At 65.3% G+C, this 14778-nt stretch carries 17 protein-coding genes, 2 tRNA genes and 1 pseudogene; 12 read left to right on the top strand and 8 right to left on the bottom strand.

What is annotated here, in order from left to right; all coding sequences use genetic code 11:
• From WS69_RS24125 to WS69_RS35090, 4 genes are all read left to right on the top strand, one after another.
• The coding region (locus WS69_RS24125; protein WP_156438369.1) for a DUF5131 family protein at window positions 1-410 on the top strand (410 nt) is incomplete at its 5' end.
• Window positions 407-604 carry a hypothetical protein gene (locus WS69_RS24120; protein ID WP_059473182.1) on the top strand — a complete coding sequence of 66 codons (198 nt, stop codon included), beginning with the start codon at window positions 407-409 and terminating at the stop codon, window positions 602-604. The genes WS69_RS24125 and WS69_RS24120, both read left to right, overlap by 4 nt.
• Window positions 601-1296 carry a hypothetical protein gene (locus WS69_RS24115; protein ID WP_059473181.1) on the top strand — a complete coding sequence of 232 codons (696 nt, stop codon included), beginning with the start codon at window positions 601-603 and terminating at the stop codon, window positions 1294-1296. Before WS69_RS24120 ends, WS69_RS24115 begins: the two co-directional genes overlap by 4 nt.
• A gap of 208 nt (window positions 1297-1504) precedes the next feature.
• Window positions 1505-2599 carry a tyrosine-type recombinase/integrase gene (locus tag WS69_RS35090; RefSeq protein ID WP_059473180.1) on the top strand — a complete coding sequence of 365 codons (1095 nt, stop codon included), beginning with the start codon at window positions 1505-1507 and terminating at the stop codon, window positions 2597-2599.
• A 10-nt stretch (window positions 2600-2609) separates the two neighbouring features.
• Here WS69_RS35090 and WS69_RS24105 read toward each other — a convergent pair.
• Together WS69_RS24105 and WS69_RS24100 are read right to left on the bottom strand one after the other, a co-directional pair.
• Window positions 2610-2686: transfer RNA gene (locus WS69_RS24105), tRNA-Arg, on the bottom strand.
• 165 nt (window positions 2687-2851) lie between these two features.
• Entirely contained in the window at window positions 2852-3682 is an 831-nt protein-coding gene (locus WS69_RS24100; protein ID WP_059473179.1) for an undecaprenyl-diphosphate phosphatase, read from the bottom strand.
• Window positions 3683-4231: 549 nt separating this feature from the next.
• On the opposite strand from WS69_RS24100, the gene WS69_RS24095 reads away from it, so the two are divergent.
• The 5 genes from WS69_RS24095 to WS69_RS24075 all read left to right on the top strand — a co-directional run bounded on the left by WS69_RS24095 (window position 4232) and on the right by WS69_RS24075 (window position 9996).
• On the top strand, window positions 4232-5140 hold the full coding sequence (locus WS69_RS24095; RefSeq protein WP_059473178.1) for an aldose epimerase family protein: 909 nt from the start codon (window positions 4232-4234) through the stop codon (window positions 5138-5140).
• A 205-nt stretch (window positions 5141-5345) separates the two neighbouring features.
• On the top strand, window positions 5346-6047 hold the full coding sequence (locus tag WS69_RS24090) for a peptidoglycan DD-metalloendopeptidase family protein (RefSeq protein WP_059473177.1): 702 nt from the start codon (window positions 5346-5348) through the stop codon (window positions 6045-6047).
• A gap of 363 nt (window positions 6048-6410) precedes the next feature.
• A complete protein-coding gene (locus tag WS69_RS24085; protein WP_059473176.1) occupies window positions 6411-8036 on the top strand; it encodes an acyl-CoA synthetase in 1626 nt (541 codons plus the stop codon).
• A gap of 237 nt (window positions 8037-8273) precedes the next feature.
• Window positions 8274-8597 (top strand): DUF2288 domain-containing protein, encoded by a 324-nt coding sequence (locus tag WS69_RS24080; RefSeq protein ID WP_059473175.1) that lies wholly within the window; start codon window positions 8274-8276, stop codon window positions 8595-8597.
• 7 nt (window positions 8598-8604) lie between these two features.
• Complete coding sequence (locus WS69_RS24075) at window positions 8605-9996, top strand: MATE family efflux transporter (protein ID WP_059473174.1); 1392 nt, start codon at window positions 8605-8607, stop codon at window positions 9994-9996.
• A gap of 196 nt (window positions 9997-10192) precedes the next feature.
• Here WS69_RS24075 and WS69_RS24070 read toward each other — a convergent pair whose 3' ends face one another.
• On the bottom strand, window positions 10193-10393 hold the full coding sequence (locus WS69_RS24070) for a hypothetical protein (protein ID WP_059473173.1): 201 nt from the start codon (window positions 10391-10393) through the stop codon (window positions 10193-10195).
• A 168-nt stretch (window positions 10394-10561) separates the two neighbouring features.
• Between WS69_RS24070 and WS69_RS32100 the strand changes: the two genes are divergently transcribed.
• On the top strand, window positions 10562-10732 hold the full coding sequence (locus WS69_RS32100; protein ID WP_010102873.1) for a hypothetical protein: 171 nt from the start codon (window positions 10562-10564) through the stop codon (window positions 10730-10732).
• Between the two features lie 310 nt (window positions 10733-11042).
• Here WS69_RS32100 and WS69_RS24065 read toward each other — a convergent pair whose 3' ends face one another.
• Together WS69_RS24065 and sixA are read right to left on the bottom strand one after the other, a co-directional pair.
• Window positions 11043-11861 carry a GNAT family N-acetyltransferase gene (locus WS69_RS24065; RefSeq protein WP_059473172.1) on the bottom strand — a complete coding sequence of 273 codons (819 nt, stop codon included), beginning with the start codon at window positions 11859-11861 and terminating at the stop codon, window positions 11043-11045.
• Between the two features lie 150 nt (window positions 11862-12011).
• Entirely contained in the window at window positions 12012-12470 is a 459-nt protein-coding gene (gene sixA, locus WS69_RS24060) for a phosphohistidine phosphatase SixA (RefSeq protein ID WP_059473171.1), read from the bottom strand.
• A 168-nt stretch (window positions 12471-12638) separates the two neighbouring features.
• Between sixA and WS69_RS24055 the strand changes: the two genes are divergently transcribed.
• Window positions 12639-12715: transfer RNA gene (locus WS69_RS24055), tRNA-Pro, on the top strand.
• Window positions 12716-13068: 353 nt separating this feature from the next.
• On the opposite strand, the gene WS69_RS24050 is transcribed toward WS69_RS24055, so the two are convergent.
• Window positions 13069-13725 carry an SOS response-associated peptidase gene (locus WS69_RS24050; RefSeq protein ID WP_059473170.1) on the bottom strand — a complete coding sequence of 219 codons (657 nt, stop codon included), beginning with the start codon at window positions 13723-13725 and terminating at the stop codon, window positions 13069-13071.
• Between the two features lie 80 nt (window positions 13726-13805).
• Here WS69_RS24050 and WS69_RS34300 point away from each other — a divergent pair, with 80 nt between their 5' ends.
• Window positions 13806-14261 (top strand): hypothetical protein, encoded by a 456-nt coding sequence (locus WS69_RS34300; RefSeq protein WP_059473169.1) that lies wholly within the window; start codon window positions 13806-13808, stop codon window positions 14259-14261.
• Window positions 14262-14274: 13 nt separating this feature from the next.
• On the opposite strand, the gene WS69_RS32090 is transcribed toward WS69_RS34300, so the two are convergent.
• Window positions 14275-14481, bottom strand: coding sequence for a hypothetical protein (locus WS69_RS32090; RefSeq protein WP_082716438.1), 207 nt, complete (start codon window positions 14479-14481; stop codon window positions 14275-14277).
• A gap of 39 nt (window positions 14482-14520) precedes the next feature.
• Window positions 14521-14778: pseudogene (locus WS69_RS24040) on the bottom strand (lysis system i-spanin subunit Rz); the annotation flags it as partial.

Raw genomic sequence — 14778 nt, 5'->3', positions numbered from 1 at the left:
CTACCGGCAACTGGCGCACGCACGAAGGCAAGAGGCAGTTCGAATGCCGCCGTCCGGACGATGGCGGCCTGCACTGGGTGATCGTCGGCGGCGAAAGCGGCGCCGACGCGCGGCCGATGCACCCCGACTGGGCTCGCGACCTGCGCGATCAGTGCGCGGCCGCCGGCGTGCCGTTCCTGTTCAAGCAATGGGGTGAGTGGGCGCCCGGCGAAAACTGCGGTGGCCGGCCCACGCGCACCGAGCGTGTCGCCGACTGGTTCGGCGACGAATGGTCGTTCAGCACGATGACGCCCGGTGAGCATGACGGCCTGAGCTACGACGACGAGCCGACTGTATATCGCGTCGGCAAGAAGACCGCCGGCCGCCACCTCGACGGCCGCACTCACGACGAATTCCCGGAGCCACGATGAAATCCGAATTCAAGATCCAGCGGCCCGACGACGTGCCGATGCCGCTCACCATGACGATGACCCTCGGCGAATGGAAGAAGCTGCAGGCGCAGCTCGCAACGACCTATCCGTCTTGGAAGCTGTCGACCAACATCGGCGAGATGGTGCGCCTCGCGACGACGACGTTCGGCGATACGAAGGAGCTCGACCTGTGACCGAACACCCCATCCTCTTCAACGAGCCGATGTCGGCCGCCGCGCGCGCCGGCCGGAAGTCGCAGACGCGCCGCGTGGTGAACTGGCGCACCGTGCGGCCCGGACTGAATCTCCAGTTCTCCGGCCTGACGGCCAGTGCTGTCGGAAACGCGTGGGTTCTGGACGCGCCTACTCGCGGATCCTACGAATGGCGGTGCGCGCCGACGCGGTGCCCGTACGGCGTGCCTGGAGACCAGCTTTGGGTGCGCGAGTCGTACATCGCATACGGCCGGTGGGAGACTCGCTACAGCGCGAAGAAGGAGCGCGACGAGTGGCACTTCGTCGACATGACGCTCGAGACTGGCCGCGAATACCGCTTCGATGGCGCCGTGCCGAACGCCGCGCGCGGTGGCGTGCTGCCGGCGTGGTGGCGCCGGCCGTCTATTTTCATGCCGCGCGCCGCCGCGCGCACGCTGCTCGAAGTGACCGGCGTGCGCGTCGAGCGGCTGCGGTCGATCAGCGAGGCCGATGCGGGCGCCGAAGGCGTGACGATCGAGGACCATCACATGCGCGGGTACTGCGCCGGTGCCTTCCGGCCGCCGAGCATTCGCGCATTTCACGATCTGTGGGACAGCCTCAACGCCGCGCGCGGCTACGGGTGGGACACGAACCCGTGGGTATGGGTTGTCGATTTCAGGAGGATCGATCAGTGAACGAACACGACGAAACCGCCCTCACCCTCCAGCAAGTCGCTGAGCGCATGCAGCTGTCGTACAGCACCGTGTTCGCGATGCGCAAGCAAATTGGATTTCGCCTACCGGGCTCCCGGGTTTGGCGGGTCTGGCCGTCGCGGCTTGCCGGACTATCAGAAAAACGCAACAATCTGACCCGGCTATCGCTGCGGGTCGGTGGAGAAAATGGATGTCAATCCGCAGACGTAAAGGCTCCGGGGTCTGGTTTATCGACCTCCGCACGCCAAGCGGCGAAAGAATTCGCCGCTCTGCTGAAACAACGGACAGGCGGGCAGCGCAGGAATACCACGACCGGCTGAAAGCTGATCTGTGGCGGCAAGACAAGCTGGGAGAGGTTCCCGATCGTATTTTCGAAGAAGCGGCGATGCGGTTTCTGAAGCTGTGCGAGGGGCAGCGTGACTATGCCGGGAAACTGCGGCACGTCACGTACTGGGGAGAGCAATTTGTCGGACGCTCGATTCGGACTATCACGGCCGACGAGATCTTCGATGCGCTCCCAACGCATCGGCTGATCAAGGGCAAGCCGGCGCGGCCGCTGGAGCCCGGCACGCGAAACCGCTACGTCAATACCATACGGCGTATGCTGAACTTGTGCGTTGAGTGGGAGTGGCTGGACCGCGTGCCGAAGCTTCAGCGGTTCGAAGAGCCTGATGTACGTGTACGGTGGGAGCCGCCCGAAGTGATCATGAAGATGATCAACGCGTTGCGCCTGCCGTGGATGCGCGACGCCGCGATCGTCGCCGTGGCGACAGGCATGCGCGAATCCGAGCTATTCGGCTTGAGAATTTCGCAGGTTGATCTCGCGCAGCGCAATGCATGGATCACACACGCCGGAGCGAAGTCGAAGCGAGCGCGATCGGTGCCCCTCAACCAGGACGCGATGAGCGTGCTCGAGCGGCGCATGCAGACGGCGACGGATCTCGTTTTCACGCGGGAGTACACGCGCGGAGACGGGCCGCCGAAGCTGATCGGACAGATCGACAAGCGAGATTTCGCGCGCGCATGTCAAGCTGCTGGGATGGAGGATTTCAACTGGCACGACCTCCGGCACACCTGGGCGAGCTGGCACGTACAGCGCGGCACGCCGCTGATGGTGCTGAAGGAGTTGGGCGGCTGGGAGACCATCGCGATGGTGCAGAAGTACGCACACCTTGCGCCCAGCCATCTGGCGCAGCACGCCGGGACGGTCACATTTTGGGCGCAGTCGGTAGGGCAGGAAGAAAAAACGCCGCTGTCGGAAGCGGCGCAATCCCTTGCTGCATAAGGCTTTTAGCTGGCCCGCCCTACACGATTCGAACGTGTGACCTACGGCTTAGAAGGCCGTTGCTCTATCCGACTGAGCTAAGGGCGGTCGAGGAGGAGGAAAGTGGCGGCAAGCGCCGCACATTTCAGCGCTGCGGGAGGCTGCCGAAATGTTCCGACGGCCATGACAAGCATCCCACGGCAAGCCCGGCAAAAACCGAGCCGGCAATTATACCCGATCGCCTCCTGGAAGCGATCGGAAACGCCAATCGCATCAAACCGGCTGCGTGTGGAATATGAACCAGCCGAGGCAGAAAAGGCCCGCGAGCACGCAGTACAAGCCGAACGACGCAAGCCGCCCGCGCCCTTCGAAATAACGCATCAGGAACCGCACGCTCAGATACGCAGCGATCGCGGTCAACACGCCGCCCAGCAACGCGTCGGCAAGTTGATCCGGCGCGTGGAAAAGCTTCGGCAATTCGAGCAGCCCCGCCGCGAAGATGATCGGCGTGCCAAGCAGAAACGAGAACTCCGCCGCCTTCTCCGCCGTGAGCCCCGCCGCGTTGCCGGCGATCATCGTCAGACCGCTGCGCGAAAAGCCTGGAATTAGCGCACCGATCTGTGCGAGGCCGACGAAAAACGCCTGCTTGAACGTCAGCTTCTCGGGGGGACGATGTGCGCGCGCACGCTGGATGCGGTCGCCGAGCCACAGCAGGATGCCGTTGACGATCAGCGCGATCGCGACGATACGCAAATCGTGGAACACCCGCTCAATGCGCTTTTCGAGCAGCAGCCCGACGAGCCCAGCCGGAATCGTGCCGACGATGAGCGCCCACATAAGATGGCCCTCGTCATTCTTGCGTCCGTTCAGCGACGCGAAAAAGCCGGCGATCAGCGCGACCCAGCGCTCGCGGAAATACCACAGCAGCGCGAACGCGGTGCCGAGGTGCAGTGCAACGAGGAAGGGCAGCAATTGCGGCGCATGCTTGTCGATGTGCATGCCGACAAGCGCGGGCACGAGGAGCGTGTGCCCCAAGCTGCTGACAGGAAAGAGTTCGGTGACGCCCTGCAGGACGCTCAGAAATACCAGAAACCAGAGGCTCACGCGTCGGTCCTTTTATCGGAGAGGGTTAAGCGAGGAGAACTGACGGGAACGGCGTCGTGCAGATCGCTGCGCCGCCCGAAAAAACCGCGCCCCGATTATGCCGAGCGAGAATGACCGCGCCAAGGCGTTTGGCGCGAATCGGGCATCTGGCTAACAGCCAGATACACTTTTAATGCGATTGAAAGCTTGGACGAGAGCGCATCGCCGCAGATTGCAACAATGCTCTGGGAGCGAAAAGCGGCGAATCAGCGGCCGACTTTGTAGAAGAACAGCACGGTGCTGCCGGTGAACATGCCGAACAGCGTGAGGGCCATTGCAGTTGCCAGATCCATGTTCGCTCCTTATTAGGTACAGATCCGGCGCTTTAAGAATGACCGGTTTGCGTCATTGTCCTTACAGATTGCCACTTTTGACATTCTCGATTTCCCGCATGCGCGATTTCCCTTAGCTGTCCGCGCGTGACCCGCTGCACCGCCCCGCGCACCCAAGCCCGCGGCGATTCCGCTATCCTTGGCGGCCCTACCCTAGCGAACGCCGACGCCTGCCATCATGCCTTCTTTCCAGAATCAGGACATCCTCGAACTCATCGACGGCGCGTCGCTCGCGCGCATCGCGCCCCAAGTGGGCGGACGACTCCTGTCGTGGAGCATCGACGGCGCGAGCGTCGTCTTCTGGCCGGAATCCGCCGACCGTTCCCTCCCCGCGAAGATCCGCGGCGGCAATCCGCTGCTGTTCCCGTTTCTCGGCCGCCACCGCGTCGATGGGCGGATCGGCTTCTGGCGCGACGGTGCAGGCATCGTCCGCGAATTGCCGATGCATGGCTTTGCGCGCGACCTGCCGTTCGACGCGCAAGTCGACGCCGATGGCCGCGGTGTCGCGCTGACGCTCGAAAGCAGCGACCGGACGCGCGCCGGCTTTCCGTTCGAATTCCGCTTCACCGCGCGCTATCGGCTCGTCGACGCGCGCACGCTCGACGTCGAGTTGACCACGACCAATCTCGGCGACACGCCGCTGCCGCACTATGCGGGCCATCATTTCTATTTCGCGTTGCCGCATGCCGAACGCGCGTCGACGGTGCTCGAATTGCCGCCGACGCAGCGACGCCGTCAACTGGACGACGGCTCGATCAGCGCGCCCGAGGCCGGCCTGCCGCGCTACACGCTCGATGATCCGAGCATCCTCGACCGCTTCCACTGCCTCGACGGCGTGCCCGCCGAGCCGGTGCGCGTACTGATGCCCGGCCGCCGCCACGCAATCGAGATCGACCTGAACCGCCCAGGCTCGGTGCCGTGGTACGCGGTGACGACGTGGACCGAAGCGCCGGGATCGGATTTCTATTGCGTCGAGCCGTGGCTTGGCCTGCCGGACGCGATCCACAACGGCCTCGGCCTACGTCACGTCGCGCCGGGCGCAACCGAAACCGCAGCGCTGCGCATCCGCGTGACGCCGATCGCGTAACGCCGCGCACCACGCTCGACCGGGCGCGGCAGCCTGCTCGAACGGCTGCCGCGCGGGCCCGCTCCGCCCGCGTGCCAACCCTTCCGAACACCCGCCACCGACGTCCAAACACCCCAAAACGACGAGCCCGCCGCCGAACCCGTTAAAATCAGATGTTTTTGTATCCGCCGCCGCGCACCGTCGCGGCGGTGCTTTGCGAGGTTCAATGTTGCTGAAAACCACGAGACGGCTCGTCGTCGCATCGCTTGCCGCGCTGCTCGCCGCGTGCGGCTCGGCGCCCGTCGGCCCCGGTTTCTACCGGGTCGAGCGCGGCGACACGCTCTCCCAGATCGCGCGCGCGAATCGCCAGTCGATCGCGAACATCATCCGCTGGAACCAGATCACGAATCCCGACGCAATCGAAGTCGGCCAGGTGCTGCGCATCGCGCCGCCGCCGGGCTCCGCTTCGACATCGGGCACGACGAGCGCCTCGCGCAGCCCGAGCCGCCCGGCGCCGTCGTCGCCCACTGCCTCGCCGCCGCCCTCCGTGAAGCCCGCGTCGAGCATATCGCTCGTGTGGCCCGCCGCCGGCAACGTGATCCGCTCATTCGACGGCTCGAAGTCGAAGGGCATCGACATCGCGAACACGGCGGGCACGCCCATCGTCGCGGCAGCAGCCGGTACGGTCGTCTATGCGGGCAACGGTCTGCGCGGCTACGGCAATCTGCTGATCGTCAAGCACAACGCCGATTTCCTGACGACGTACGCACATAACCGCACGCTGCTCGCGAAGGAAGGCCAGACGGTTGCGCAGGGACAGAAAATCGCGGAGATGGGTGACACCGACAACGACCGTGTCGCGCTGCATTTCGAGCTGCGCTACGGCGGCCGCTCGATCGATCCGTCGCGCTACCTGCCGTCGCGCTGACGCAGCGCGAAGCGGCGCGCACGGCACGGCGCGTCATACGCGTTCCGGCGCGAGCCGGGCGATCGGATCAAGAGAACGATCAGCGTTTGCGCAACCGGCCGTGCAGACGGCCGGAAAGCGGATCGACATGGCGCGCGAACACCACCAGCGCGCCGATCCCTATCACGCTGAGCCCCGTAGCTATCAGAAACAGGTCCATGGTCGTATCTATCGTTGGTGAAACGATCATACGCGGCATTTGTGGTTTGCGCATGATGCGCATGAACGCGCCCTCTAGGATCGCCCCTAACGGCCACGCGTACGCCCGGCGATTCGGTGTACTGTGCGTCGAAACGCCGCACAAAAAACAACCGGAGACGCCCGATGCTGCCCCACGCCGCCAGTTACGCCGAACGCGTCGACCGCTTTGAATGGCGCGTTCCGGCGCGCTACAACATCGGTGTCGATGCATGCGACAAATGGGCTGACGGCAGCGGCCGCGTCGCACTGATTCACGAGCATGCGGACGGCGTCATCGCGCGCTACACGTTCGACCAGTTGAGAAGCGCCTCTAATCGACTCGCGAACAGCTTCGCGCGCGCAGGCGTGAAGCGCGGCGACCGGATCGGCATTCTGCTCGCGCAAGGCCCGGAAACGGCGATCGCGCATCTGGCCGCATACAAGCTCGGCGCGGTCGCGGTGCCTCTTTTCACGCTGTTCGGCGAGGACGCGCTCGAATTCCGCCTCGGCGACAGCGGCGCGGTCGCGCTCGTCACCGATCGCGCCGGCTACGAGAAGATCGCGCGGTTACACGCGTCGCTGCCGTCGCTCGCGACGATCTACTGCATCGACGGCGCGCCCGATCTCGCCGAGCCCGGCGTGCTCGCGTTCGATGCGGCGCTCGCGGCCGAGTCGGACAAGCTCGAACCCGCTGACACGTCGGCCGACGATCCGGCGCTCATCATCTACACGTCCGGCACGACGGGCAAGCCGAAGGGCGCGCTGCACGCGCACCGGGTGCTGCTCGGCCATCTTCCCGGCGTCGAGATGTCGCAAAACCTCTTTCCGGCGCGCGCGCACCTCGCCTGGACGCCCGCCGACTGGGCGTGGATCGGCGGCCTTCTCGACCTGCTGCTGCCGTCGCTGCATCACGGCGTGCCGGTGCTCGCGCGCCGCTTCGAGAAGTTCGACGGCGTGGCCGCGTTCGAGCTGCTCGCGCGGCACCGCGTGACGCACACGTTCTTGCCGCCGACCGCGCTGAAGCTGATGCGCGCGGCCGTCACCCAGCCGCGCGAACGCTACACGCTCGCAATCGAGTCGGTCGCGAGCGGCGGCGAGTCGCTCGGCGCCGAACTGGTCGCATGGGGGCGTGACGCGTTCGGCGTGACGATCAACGAGTTCTACGGACAGACTGAATGCAACGTCGTGCTATCGTCGTGCAGCGCGTTGTTCGAGCCGCGAGCGGGCACGATCGGCAAGGCGGCGCCCGGACATCGCATCGTGATCGTCGACGATGCAGGCAATGCGCTGCCGCCTGGCGTCGAGGGCAACATCGGCGTGCGCGCGCCCGATCCGGTGATGTTCATCGGGTATTGGCGCAAGCCCGATGCAACGCGCGAGAAGTTCGCCGGCGACTATCTGCTGACGGGCGACGTCGGCGTCGCCGATGCCGACGGCTTCGTCCGCTTCGTCGGCCGCAACGACGACGTGATCACGAGCGCCGGCTACAGGATCGGTCCGGGCCCGATCGAGGACTGCCTGCTCAAGCACCCGGCGGTGCGGATGGCCGCCGTCGTCGGCGTGCCGGACGCGACCCGCACCGAAATCGTCAAGGCGTTCGTCGTGCTGAACACCGGCTATGAAGCAAACGACGCGCTTGCACACGAGCTGCAGGCGCACGTGAAGACCCGGCTCGCCGCACACGAATATCCGCGAGCGGTCGCATTCGTCGACAGCCTGCCGATGACCGCAACGGGCAAGATCATCCGCCGTGCACTGCGTGACACGTAATGCGTGATGCATCCGATGTTCGAAACGCGTGCGGTGCAAGCGAGCGACGCGCATCGAACCGGCCGCAAAAGCGACGCGATTACGCCCACGCACACCGCTCAAGCAGATCCATCGGCACGCGTACGCCCTTATCGTCCCATGCCGCCGCGCGTTGCAAAACTCGTCCGAACGGCCGAGTCTCGCCGGCCGCGCGAATGGTTTATAGTGGCGCTCACCGTAGTTCAATTGCCTCACTCCATGCCTCCGAATACCCCCTCCTCCCTCGACGCGCAACACAGCCCGCTCTACCTAAAGCTTCTCGGCGAAACCGCCAAGATCGACTGGTGCGATCTCGAGCGCTTCTTCGCGCAAGGCAAACTGTTGTCGGTCGCGCGCGATCTCGATCTCGTGAGCGTCGCCGAAGCGATCGCCGGCGACGACAAGGATCAGGTCACACGCTGGCTGTCCGCGGGCCACGTCGAACGGATGCAGGCCGGAACCGCGCACGATTACGCGACGCGCAATCCGGAGCTGTGGGCGGTCGTCGTGTCGCCGTGGGTGTGCGTGCAGGAACGCACGTAACGCCGCGATGTCCGCCCCCTCCGCGTCCGCGCACCCCGACGAAGACCCCGAGCCGCGCTCCGCCGCGAGCTGGCACCGCCGCGTGCTCGGCCTCGCGCTGCCGATCATCGCCGCGAATCTCACGCAGCCGATTCTCGGCGCGGTCGACACGGCCGTCGCCGGCCACCTCGACGGCCCGCAGTATCTCGGCGGCGTCGCGCTCGGCGGCCTCTTCTTCAACTTCGTGTACTGGGGCTTCGGCTTCCTGCGGATGGGTACGACAGGGCTCGTCGCACAGGCGTTCGGCGCGAACGATCTCGCCGGCATCCGCATCAACGTGCTGCGCGCGCTGCTGCTCGCGTTCGCACTCGGTGCGGCGGTGCTCGCGCTGCAAACACCGCTCATAGGCCTTGCGTTCGCCGCGCTCGGCGGCAGCGACGCGGTGCGCTCGACCGCGCTCGACTACGCGCATGCGCGCATCTGGGCCGCGCCGTTCGCGCTCGCGAACTACGTCGTGCTCGGCTATCTGCTCGGCATGCAGCGCGTGCGCGTCGCACTCGCGATCCAGGTGTTCATCAACATCGTCAACATCGGCGCAGTGCTGCTCTACGTATATCGCTTCGATTGGGGCGTCGCGGGCATCGGCGCCGCGACCGCGACGGCGGATATCGCGGGCTTCGCGCTCAGCGCACTGTTGCTTCGCTGGTTGAATCCGCGCGGCCTGCCGAAGATCAGGCGCGTCGAGCTCTTCGATCGCGCGGCGCTCGCGCGCCTCGTTGCGCTTAATCGCGACATCTTCCTGCGCACGCTGTGCCTGCTGTCGGCGTTCGGCTGGTTCGCGCATCTCGGCGCGCGACAAGGCGACGCGACGCTCGCCGCGAACGCGCTCCTCCTCAATTTCCAGACCTTCATGGCGTACGCGCTCGACGGCTTCGCGCACGCCGCCGAGGCACTCGTCGGCGCGGCGGCGGGCGCGCGCAACCGCGACGCGTTCCGGCAAGCGCTGCGCGTGACGTTCTTCTGGGCAGGTATCGGCGCGCTGGGCTTCGCACTCGTCTATTGGGGCGCGGGCAGCTGGATCGTCGCGCAACTCACCGATCAGCCGTCGATTCGCAGCGTCGCCGAACGCTACCTGCCCTGGGCCGCGCTGTCGCCGGTGATCTCAGTCTGGGGTTTCATGCTCGACGGCGTGTTCATCGGCGCGACGCATACACGAGCGCTGATGCGCGCGATGGCGGCATCGTTCGCGCTGTTTGTGGCAGCGACGTTCGCGCTTGTCGGTCCGTTCGGCAATCACGGGCTCTGGGTCGGGCTGCTCGTGTTCATGGCGGCGCGCGGCGCAACGCTCGCGCGCCATCTGCCCGGGCTCGAGCGAGCTGTCGCGGGCCGCGCGCCGTCGATCGCGCACATCGCAGGCTAACGCGTTTTTCGCGTCGCCCGCGGCGCAGGGCTTGCCGATCCCGTCAATCGCCGATGGCGGCCTTGTCGACGTGAATGCGCCGTCAAACGGCCTGGGTCGTGCGACTCGACGCTGCCGATCGGCGAGCCGCACCGTCGCCCGCATCGCAAGCGCGTAGGACGCTGCGTGAGCGCCGCCAAGTCGCCGTGCCCGGCGCTTATTGCGGCTGCTTCGCGGACGCCGCGGCCTCCCCGCCTGCGCCGGGTTCGCCGAGCATCGACGGCGGCGTCATGTCGGTCGGCACGCCTTGATAATCGGGAGGATCTTGCGGCGGCGTGCCGCGGCGGCCCTGCCGGGGATCGCTTGCGCAGCCGGCGAGCACGGCCGCCACGAGCGCGGCGATGACGATGCGGGTCATGAATTTCCTCGGAGTCAATGAACGATCGCGCCCCCGTTTCTGCCGGATCGCGCCCGGCGAGTCTACTGGAAATTGGCGTGCGATGACGCCGACGCGCGACTTCGCGTCCGCGCCGGCATGTCCTACTATGTAGACGTGGCGCTATGCCGGTGTGAAAGGAGGGCTGCCATGGATGCCGAATCGATTGCGGGCCTGATCGGCCTGGGTATCGGGTTGCTGGTGCTCGTCAGCTTGTCGGTGTACGAGTCGCGTGAATACAAGCGCTCGCACAACGGCGAAGGCATGATCCATCATTGGATGGCTGAGCATCATCTGCTCGACTGGCGGCGCAAGCACTGACACCCTGCCGCCTCTCTTCCACCGTCTAATGCACGACGAACGCGACGCCGCCCGCGGATGCGCGCGGCGCGCCAACATAGCGCGCGGACGGTGCCAGTTTGAAATCACCTGATGCCCGCTCATGGCGGGCGCGAGAGGCGTTGTTTGCGCGCTGGAATGCGCGCGGTCGCAGCGCGTCGCACGTCAATTGAATGCACGGCGACACCGCGACACGACTCACTCCATCGTTTCGCTTCCTTGATAACCGCCAATAGAGCAACGGCACGGCGATGCATTCGCCGTGCCGTCGTTCGCATCGAGCCGGGCAGCTTCAGCGCAGCAGCGGTTCGTTCAGGAAGTGACGCGCATAGCGGGCATTGATGTCCGACAGGCGGAACAGCGTCAGGAAGTCCGCGCAATTGAAGTCCGGATCCCATGCGGGTGCGCCGCAGATCTTCGCGCCGAGCCGCAGATAACCCTTGATGAGCGGCGGCGACGCGACCTTCACGCCGGTCTGCAGTTCGTCGACGGGCAGCGGCGTGTGCGGGAACGCGCGATACTCAGGCGCCGTCAGCGCGTCGCCAAGCGACTGATAGAGATTCGCCGCATAGTGGCCGCCGTCGGCCATCGACACGCTCGCACAACCGAGCATCGTCTCGTAGCCGTTTTGCTGCATGTAGGTGCCCAGGCCGCCCCAGAGCGCCATGATGACGGCGCCGCTGCGATAGTCGCGATGCACACACGAGCGGCCGACTTCGACCATCTTCGAGCGCAGGTGCGTGAGACGCGACAGATCGAACTCGCCCTCCGCGTACAGGCGGCCGACACGCGCGGCCTGATGCGGCGGCAGCACGCGATAGGTGCCGACGACTTTCAGCGTGTCGAGATCACGCACGAGCAGGTGGTCGCAGTACGAGTCGAACGAATCGACGTCGAGGCCCGCCGGGCCACTCACGTGCGCGCCCATTTCCTCGGCGAACACGCTGTGGCGCAGACGCTGCGCTTCGCGCAACTCGTCTTCGGTACGCGCCCAGGCGGCGCGCAGGCGGAACTCAGCAGTAACCGTTTCGGACGCGCGCGGCAGACGGCGGCGCGGCAGGTCAAGAGGTAGCGAGGCAAATGGGAGCGTGGGCGTCGGCAGTTCTCGCATTAGGCTTTCCTGGTCGTAAGGAAGGAGACGACATGCCCGCCAATGTAGTAACCGGCCGTGACGCTTGCGTGGCAAAACGGTGTCCATTCGGTGACGTGTCGCCGATTTGACTTTAGCAGAAAGGATGAAATAGCGTTTGATTGCGGCCAATCAGACTAGATCGGGCGAGATGGCCGCGCGCAGCACAGTCTGCCCATTGCCCTCGCGCGCGCGACTCGAAAGCCACAGCAGACCGCCTTTCTTGAGGCTCCAGCTCTCGTCCGAGCCGGCGAGCAGATACGCGGCGACGCAGCCGAGCGTCGGCTGATGTCCGACGACGACGACCGTCGATGCAATTCCATCCGGCCAGCCGGCCGCGGCCAGCACGTCGCCGACGTCGCAGCCGGGCGCGAGTTCGTCGGCGGTTCGATAGTGGTCGGTCAGCGCCTCGGCCGTCTGCACTGTGCGTGCGGCCGGGCTCGCGAGCACTGTCGCGTGGCGCTCGATGCGCGCGCGCAGCCATTTCGCGACGGCCTGCGCTTCCTTGCGGCCGCGCGCGGTCAACTGGCGCGCGAGATCGGTGCTCGCGTAGTCTTCGGCTTCGGCATGCCGCCAGAGAATCAGGTTCATCACAAGGACGTCTCCAGAATGGGTTGAAGCCGCATGCCGCAGCGTCGCGGCACGGCGAGCGCTTTGCCGCGGCGCCCCGCCATTCTTGCGCAGTCTGCATGCATGCGTCCGCCATTGCACGCGGAGATTGACCCGGCTTGGATAGGGGCGATACAATCCATGATTCTTCGGAGCGTAGCGCAGCCTGGTAGCGCATCTGATTTGGGATCAGAGGGTCGTAGGTTCGAATCCTATCGCTCCGACCACCATATGCAAGGGTTTCGCGGCACCACCGCGACACCTGTCTAATAAGAAGTCTAATAGCCGTCTAATAACTTTGGCGGCCGGACCTGTGAAGCCCGCCTTTCCTGCGGGCTTTTTGCTCTATGATTCACCCGCTTCGAAAACAGAGGGGGCTATGAATCGATACGCTCGAACGCCTCGAAACCGCCATCAGCCTATACAAAGCAAACGACGCAACGCCTGCGCATCTTTCGATCGATGACCTTCAGGTCCTGCTTCAGATGGGGCGGCACCTTCTCATGTACGAAACGTCTGGCGGCGAAACGTCTGGCGGCGACGGCGTCTTCCGTAAAGTAGTCCCGCCGCCTTTGAAACCTTAACTCTCCGATTTGGCGGACTTGGGCGCTGTCACAGCAACGAGTTCGTCCGCGGGATAAAGTTGCAACATCGCGCAAGCGGCCTCGATGTTTTTCGTGTGCAGCCACTCGTCGTAGTCGGCCGGCCGCAGGATCACCACCGACCGCTTCTCATCGCCCGGTTTGTGCATGTGCTTCATGACCGGGTGCTCGTCGGCGTTCACCGTCAGCATTGCCATTGCCAGGATTTCACCGCCGTCCGCCCCCTTCCACGCCCGCCATATACCCGCGACGCAAAGCGGCTGCCAGCCCATGAGACCTATGCGATAACGCACGTGCTTGCCGGTCTCCCAGTTCGGCTCATAGATCCAGCGCGCAGGAATTAATGCACGCTGCCCCGCGCGCCACGCGTTCCGGTAGGCCGGCTTCTCCCCCACCGTCTCAGCGCGCGCGTTGACCGTCAGGTATTTCTTTCCCGGCGGCTGATGAGCTTTCGGGATCATCCCGAAGTTCGCGATCACGGCCTCTGCGCCGTCGCTGGCCGCGCGCACGATCGGTGCCGCATAGTCCGGCCAGATCTCCGGCTCCCACGGCGCACGCTTCCATAGATCGATCAAGCCGAGCCGCAGTTCGCTGATGCCCGGATCTTCGTCCGGCGCGCGGTAGTTCGTGCACATTGCCGATCCCCTTTTTCGGCGCTTGACTGCTGCATATTACTCCGCAATATACTGTGCATTCATACAGTGTATATCGTATTATGAAACCGAACTGGGCGTACGTCTGGGAGTACACGTATCCAGACACCGAAGACCGCACAAGCACTTTTTTTCCGCTGACGGTCAGCGAGTTCGTGAGCTACATCGGCTTCGCACCAGAGGAGGTCGACGCGCGAGCGCTCGAAGAAACGAAGGTCGATCGGAACGTGGTGCCGCTCAAGGATCCGTTCGTCAAACACGCACCCACGATGCCCTCTTTCGTCGCGCCAAGCGACACTGAACTGCGTGAGATGTGGCGCGCACACCGCGATCCCGAGGTTCGTCGCCTGATCCTGGAGATCGTCATGCTCCGGAAATCGCTCGTGAAAATCATGGACTGGTGGGAAACCTGGGATCGAAACGCCAAGGATAAGGGCGAACTGGGCGGCCCCCTTGGGCCGTTCCACCGGCTGCTGCACCTGCTGAGAGACGAGATGCGGCGTGCCGGAATGTACTGACGGTGACGTCCGACTACGGACGGCCGGCCGGAGCAGGTCGAACTGCGAGGCTTTTTCGCCAATCCCCATCGAACCCGAACTGCGGCGCGGGAACCGGATCCGAGAACCAGAAATCCGTGAATGGCGCGACGTTCGGCTCAAGGAACCAGTGCGCCTCGCCATTGGCATCGACGGCCCACCACCTGGCCCGCTTCGGGGCATGCTTCCAATCGATTTCCATGTGACCTCCCGGAGGTTGTCCGGAAAGTCTAGGCGATTCTCAGCAGCCGGGCGTCGCCGGCCGCACGGCGCACACCCACCCCTGCACGGCCTTCAGTTTGTCGATCTCGCGCTGGTCGTCGCCGGCGACAGCGAAAACGCGCTCCGCAACCGCTGGGTCGAGGTCTGCGACGGCGGCGGCACCATCGCCCACGCCGGCGGCGCCGGCAGCTCCGGGCAGACCGTCGGCACCGGCTGCAGTGCAGTTCCGGACGGCGACGCGCAGCCGGTCAGTGCCAGCAGCGAGAGCAGCGCGCAG

Origin of the sequence: Burkholderia sp. BDU5 (genome assembly GCF_001522845.1) — a bacterium.
Classification (GTDB): Bacteria; Pseudomonadota; Gammaproteobacteria; order Burkholderiales; family Burkholderiaceae; genus Burkholderia; species Burkholderia mayonis.
The sequence above is the reverse complement of the archived record's forward strand: the minus strand, read 5'-3'. Positions and strand labels throughout refer to the sequence as shown.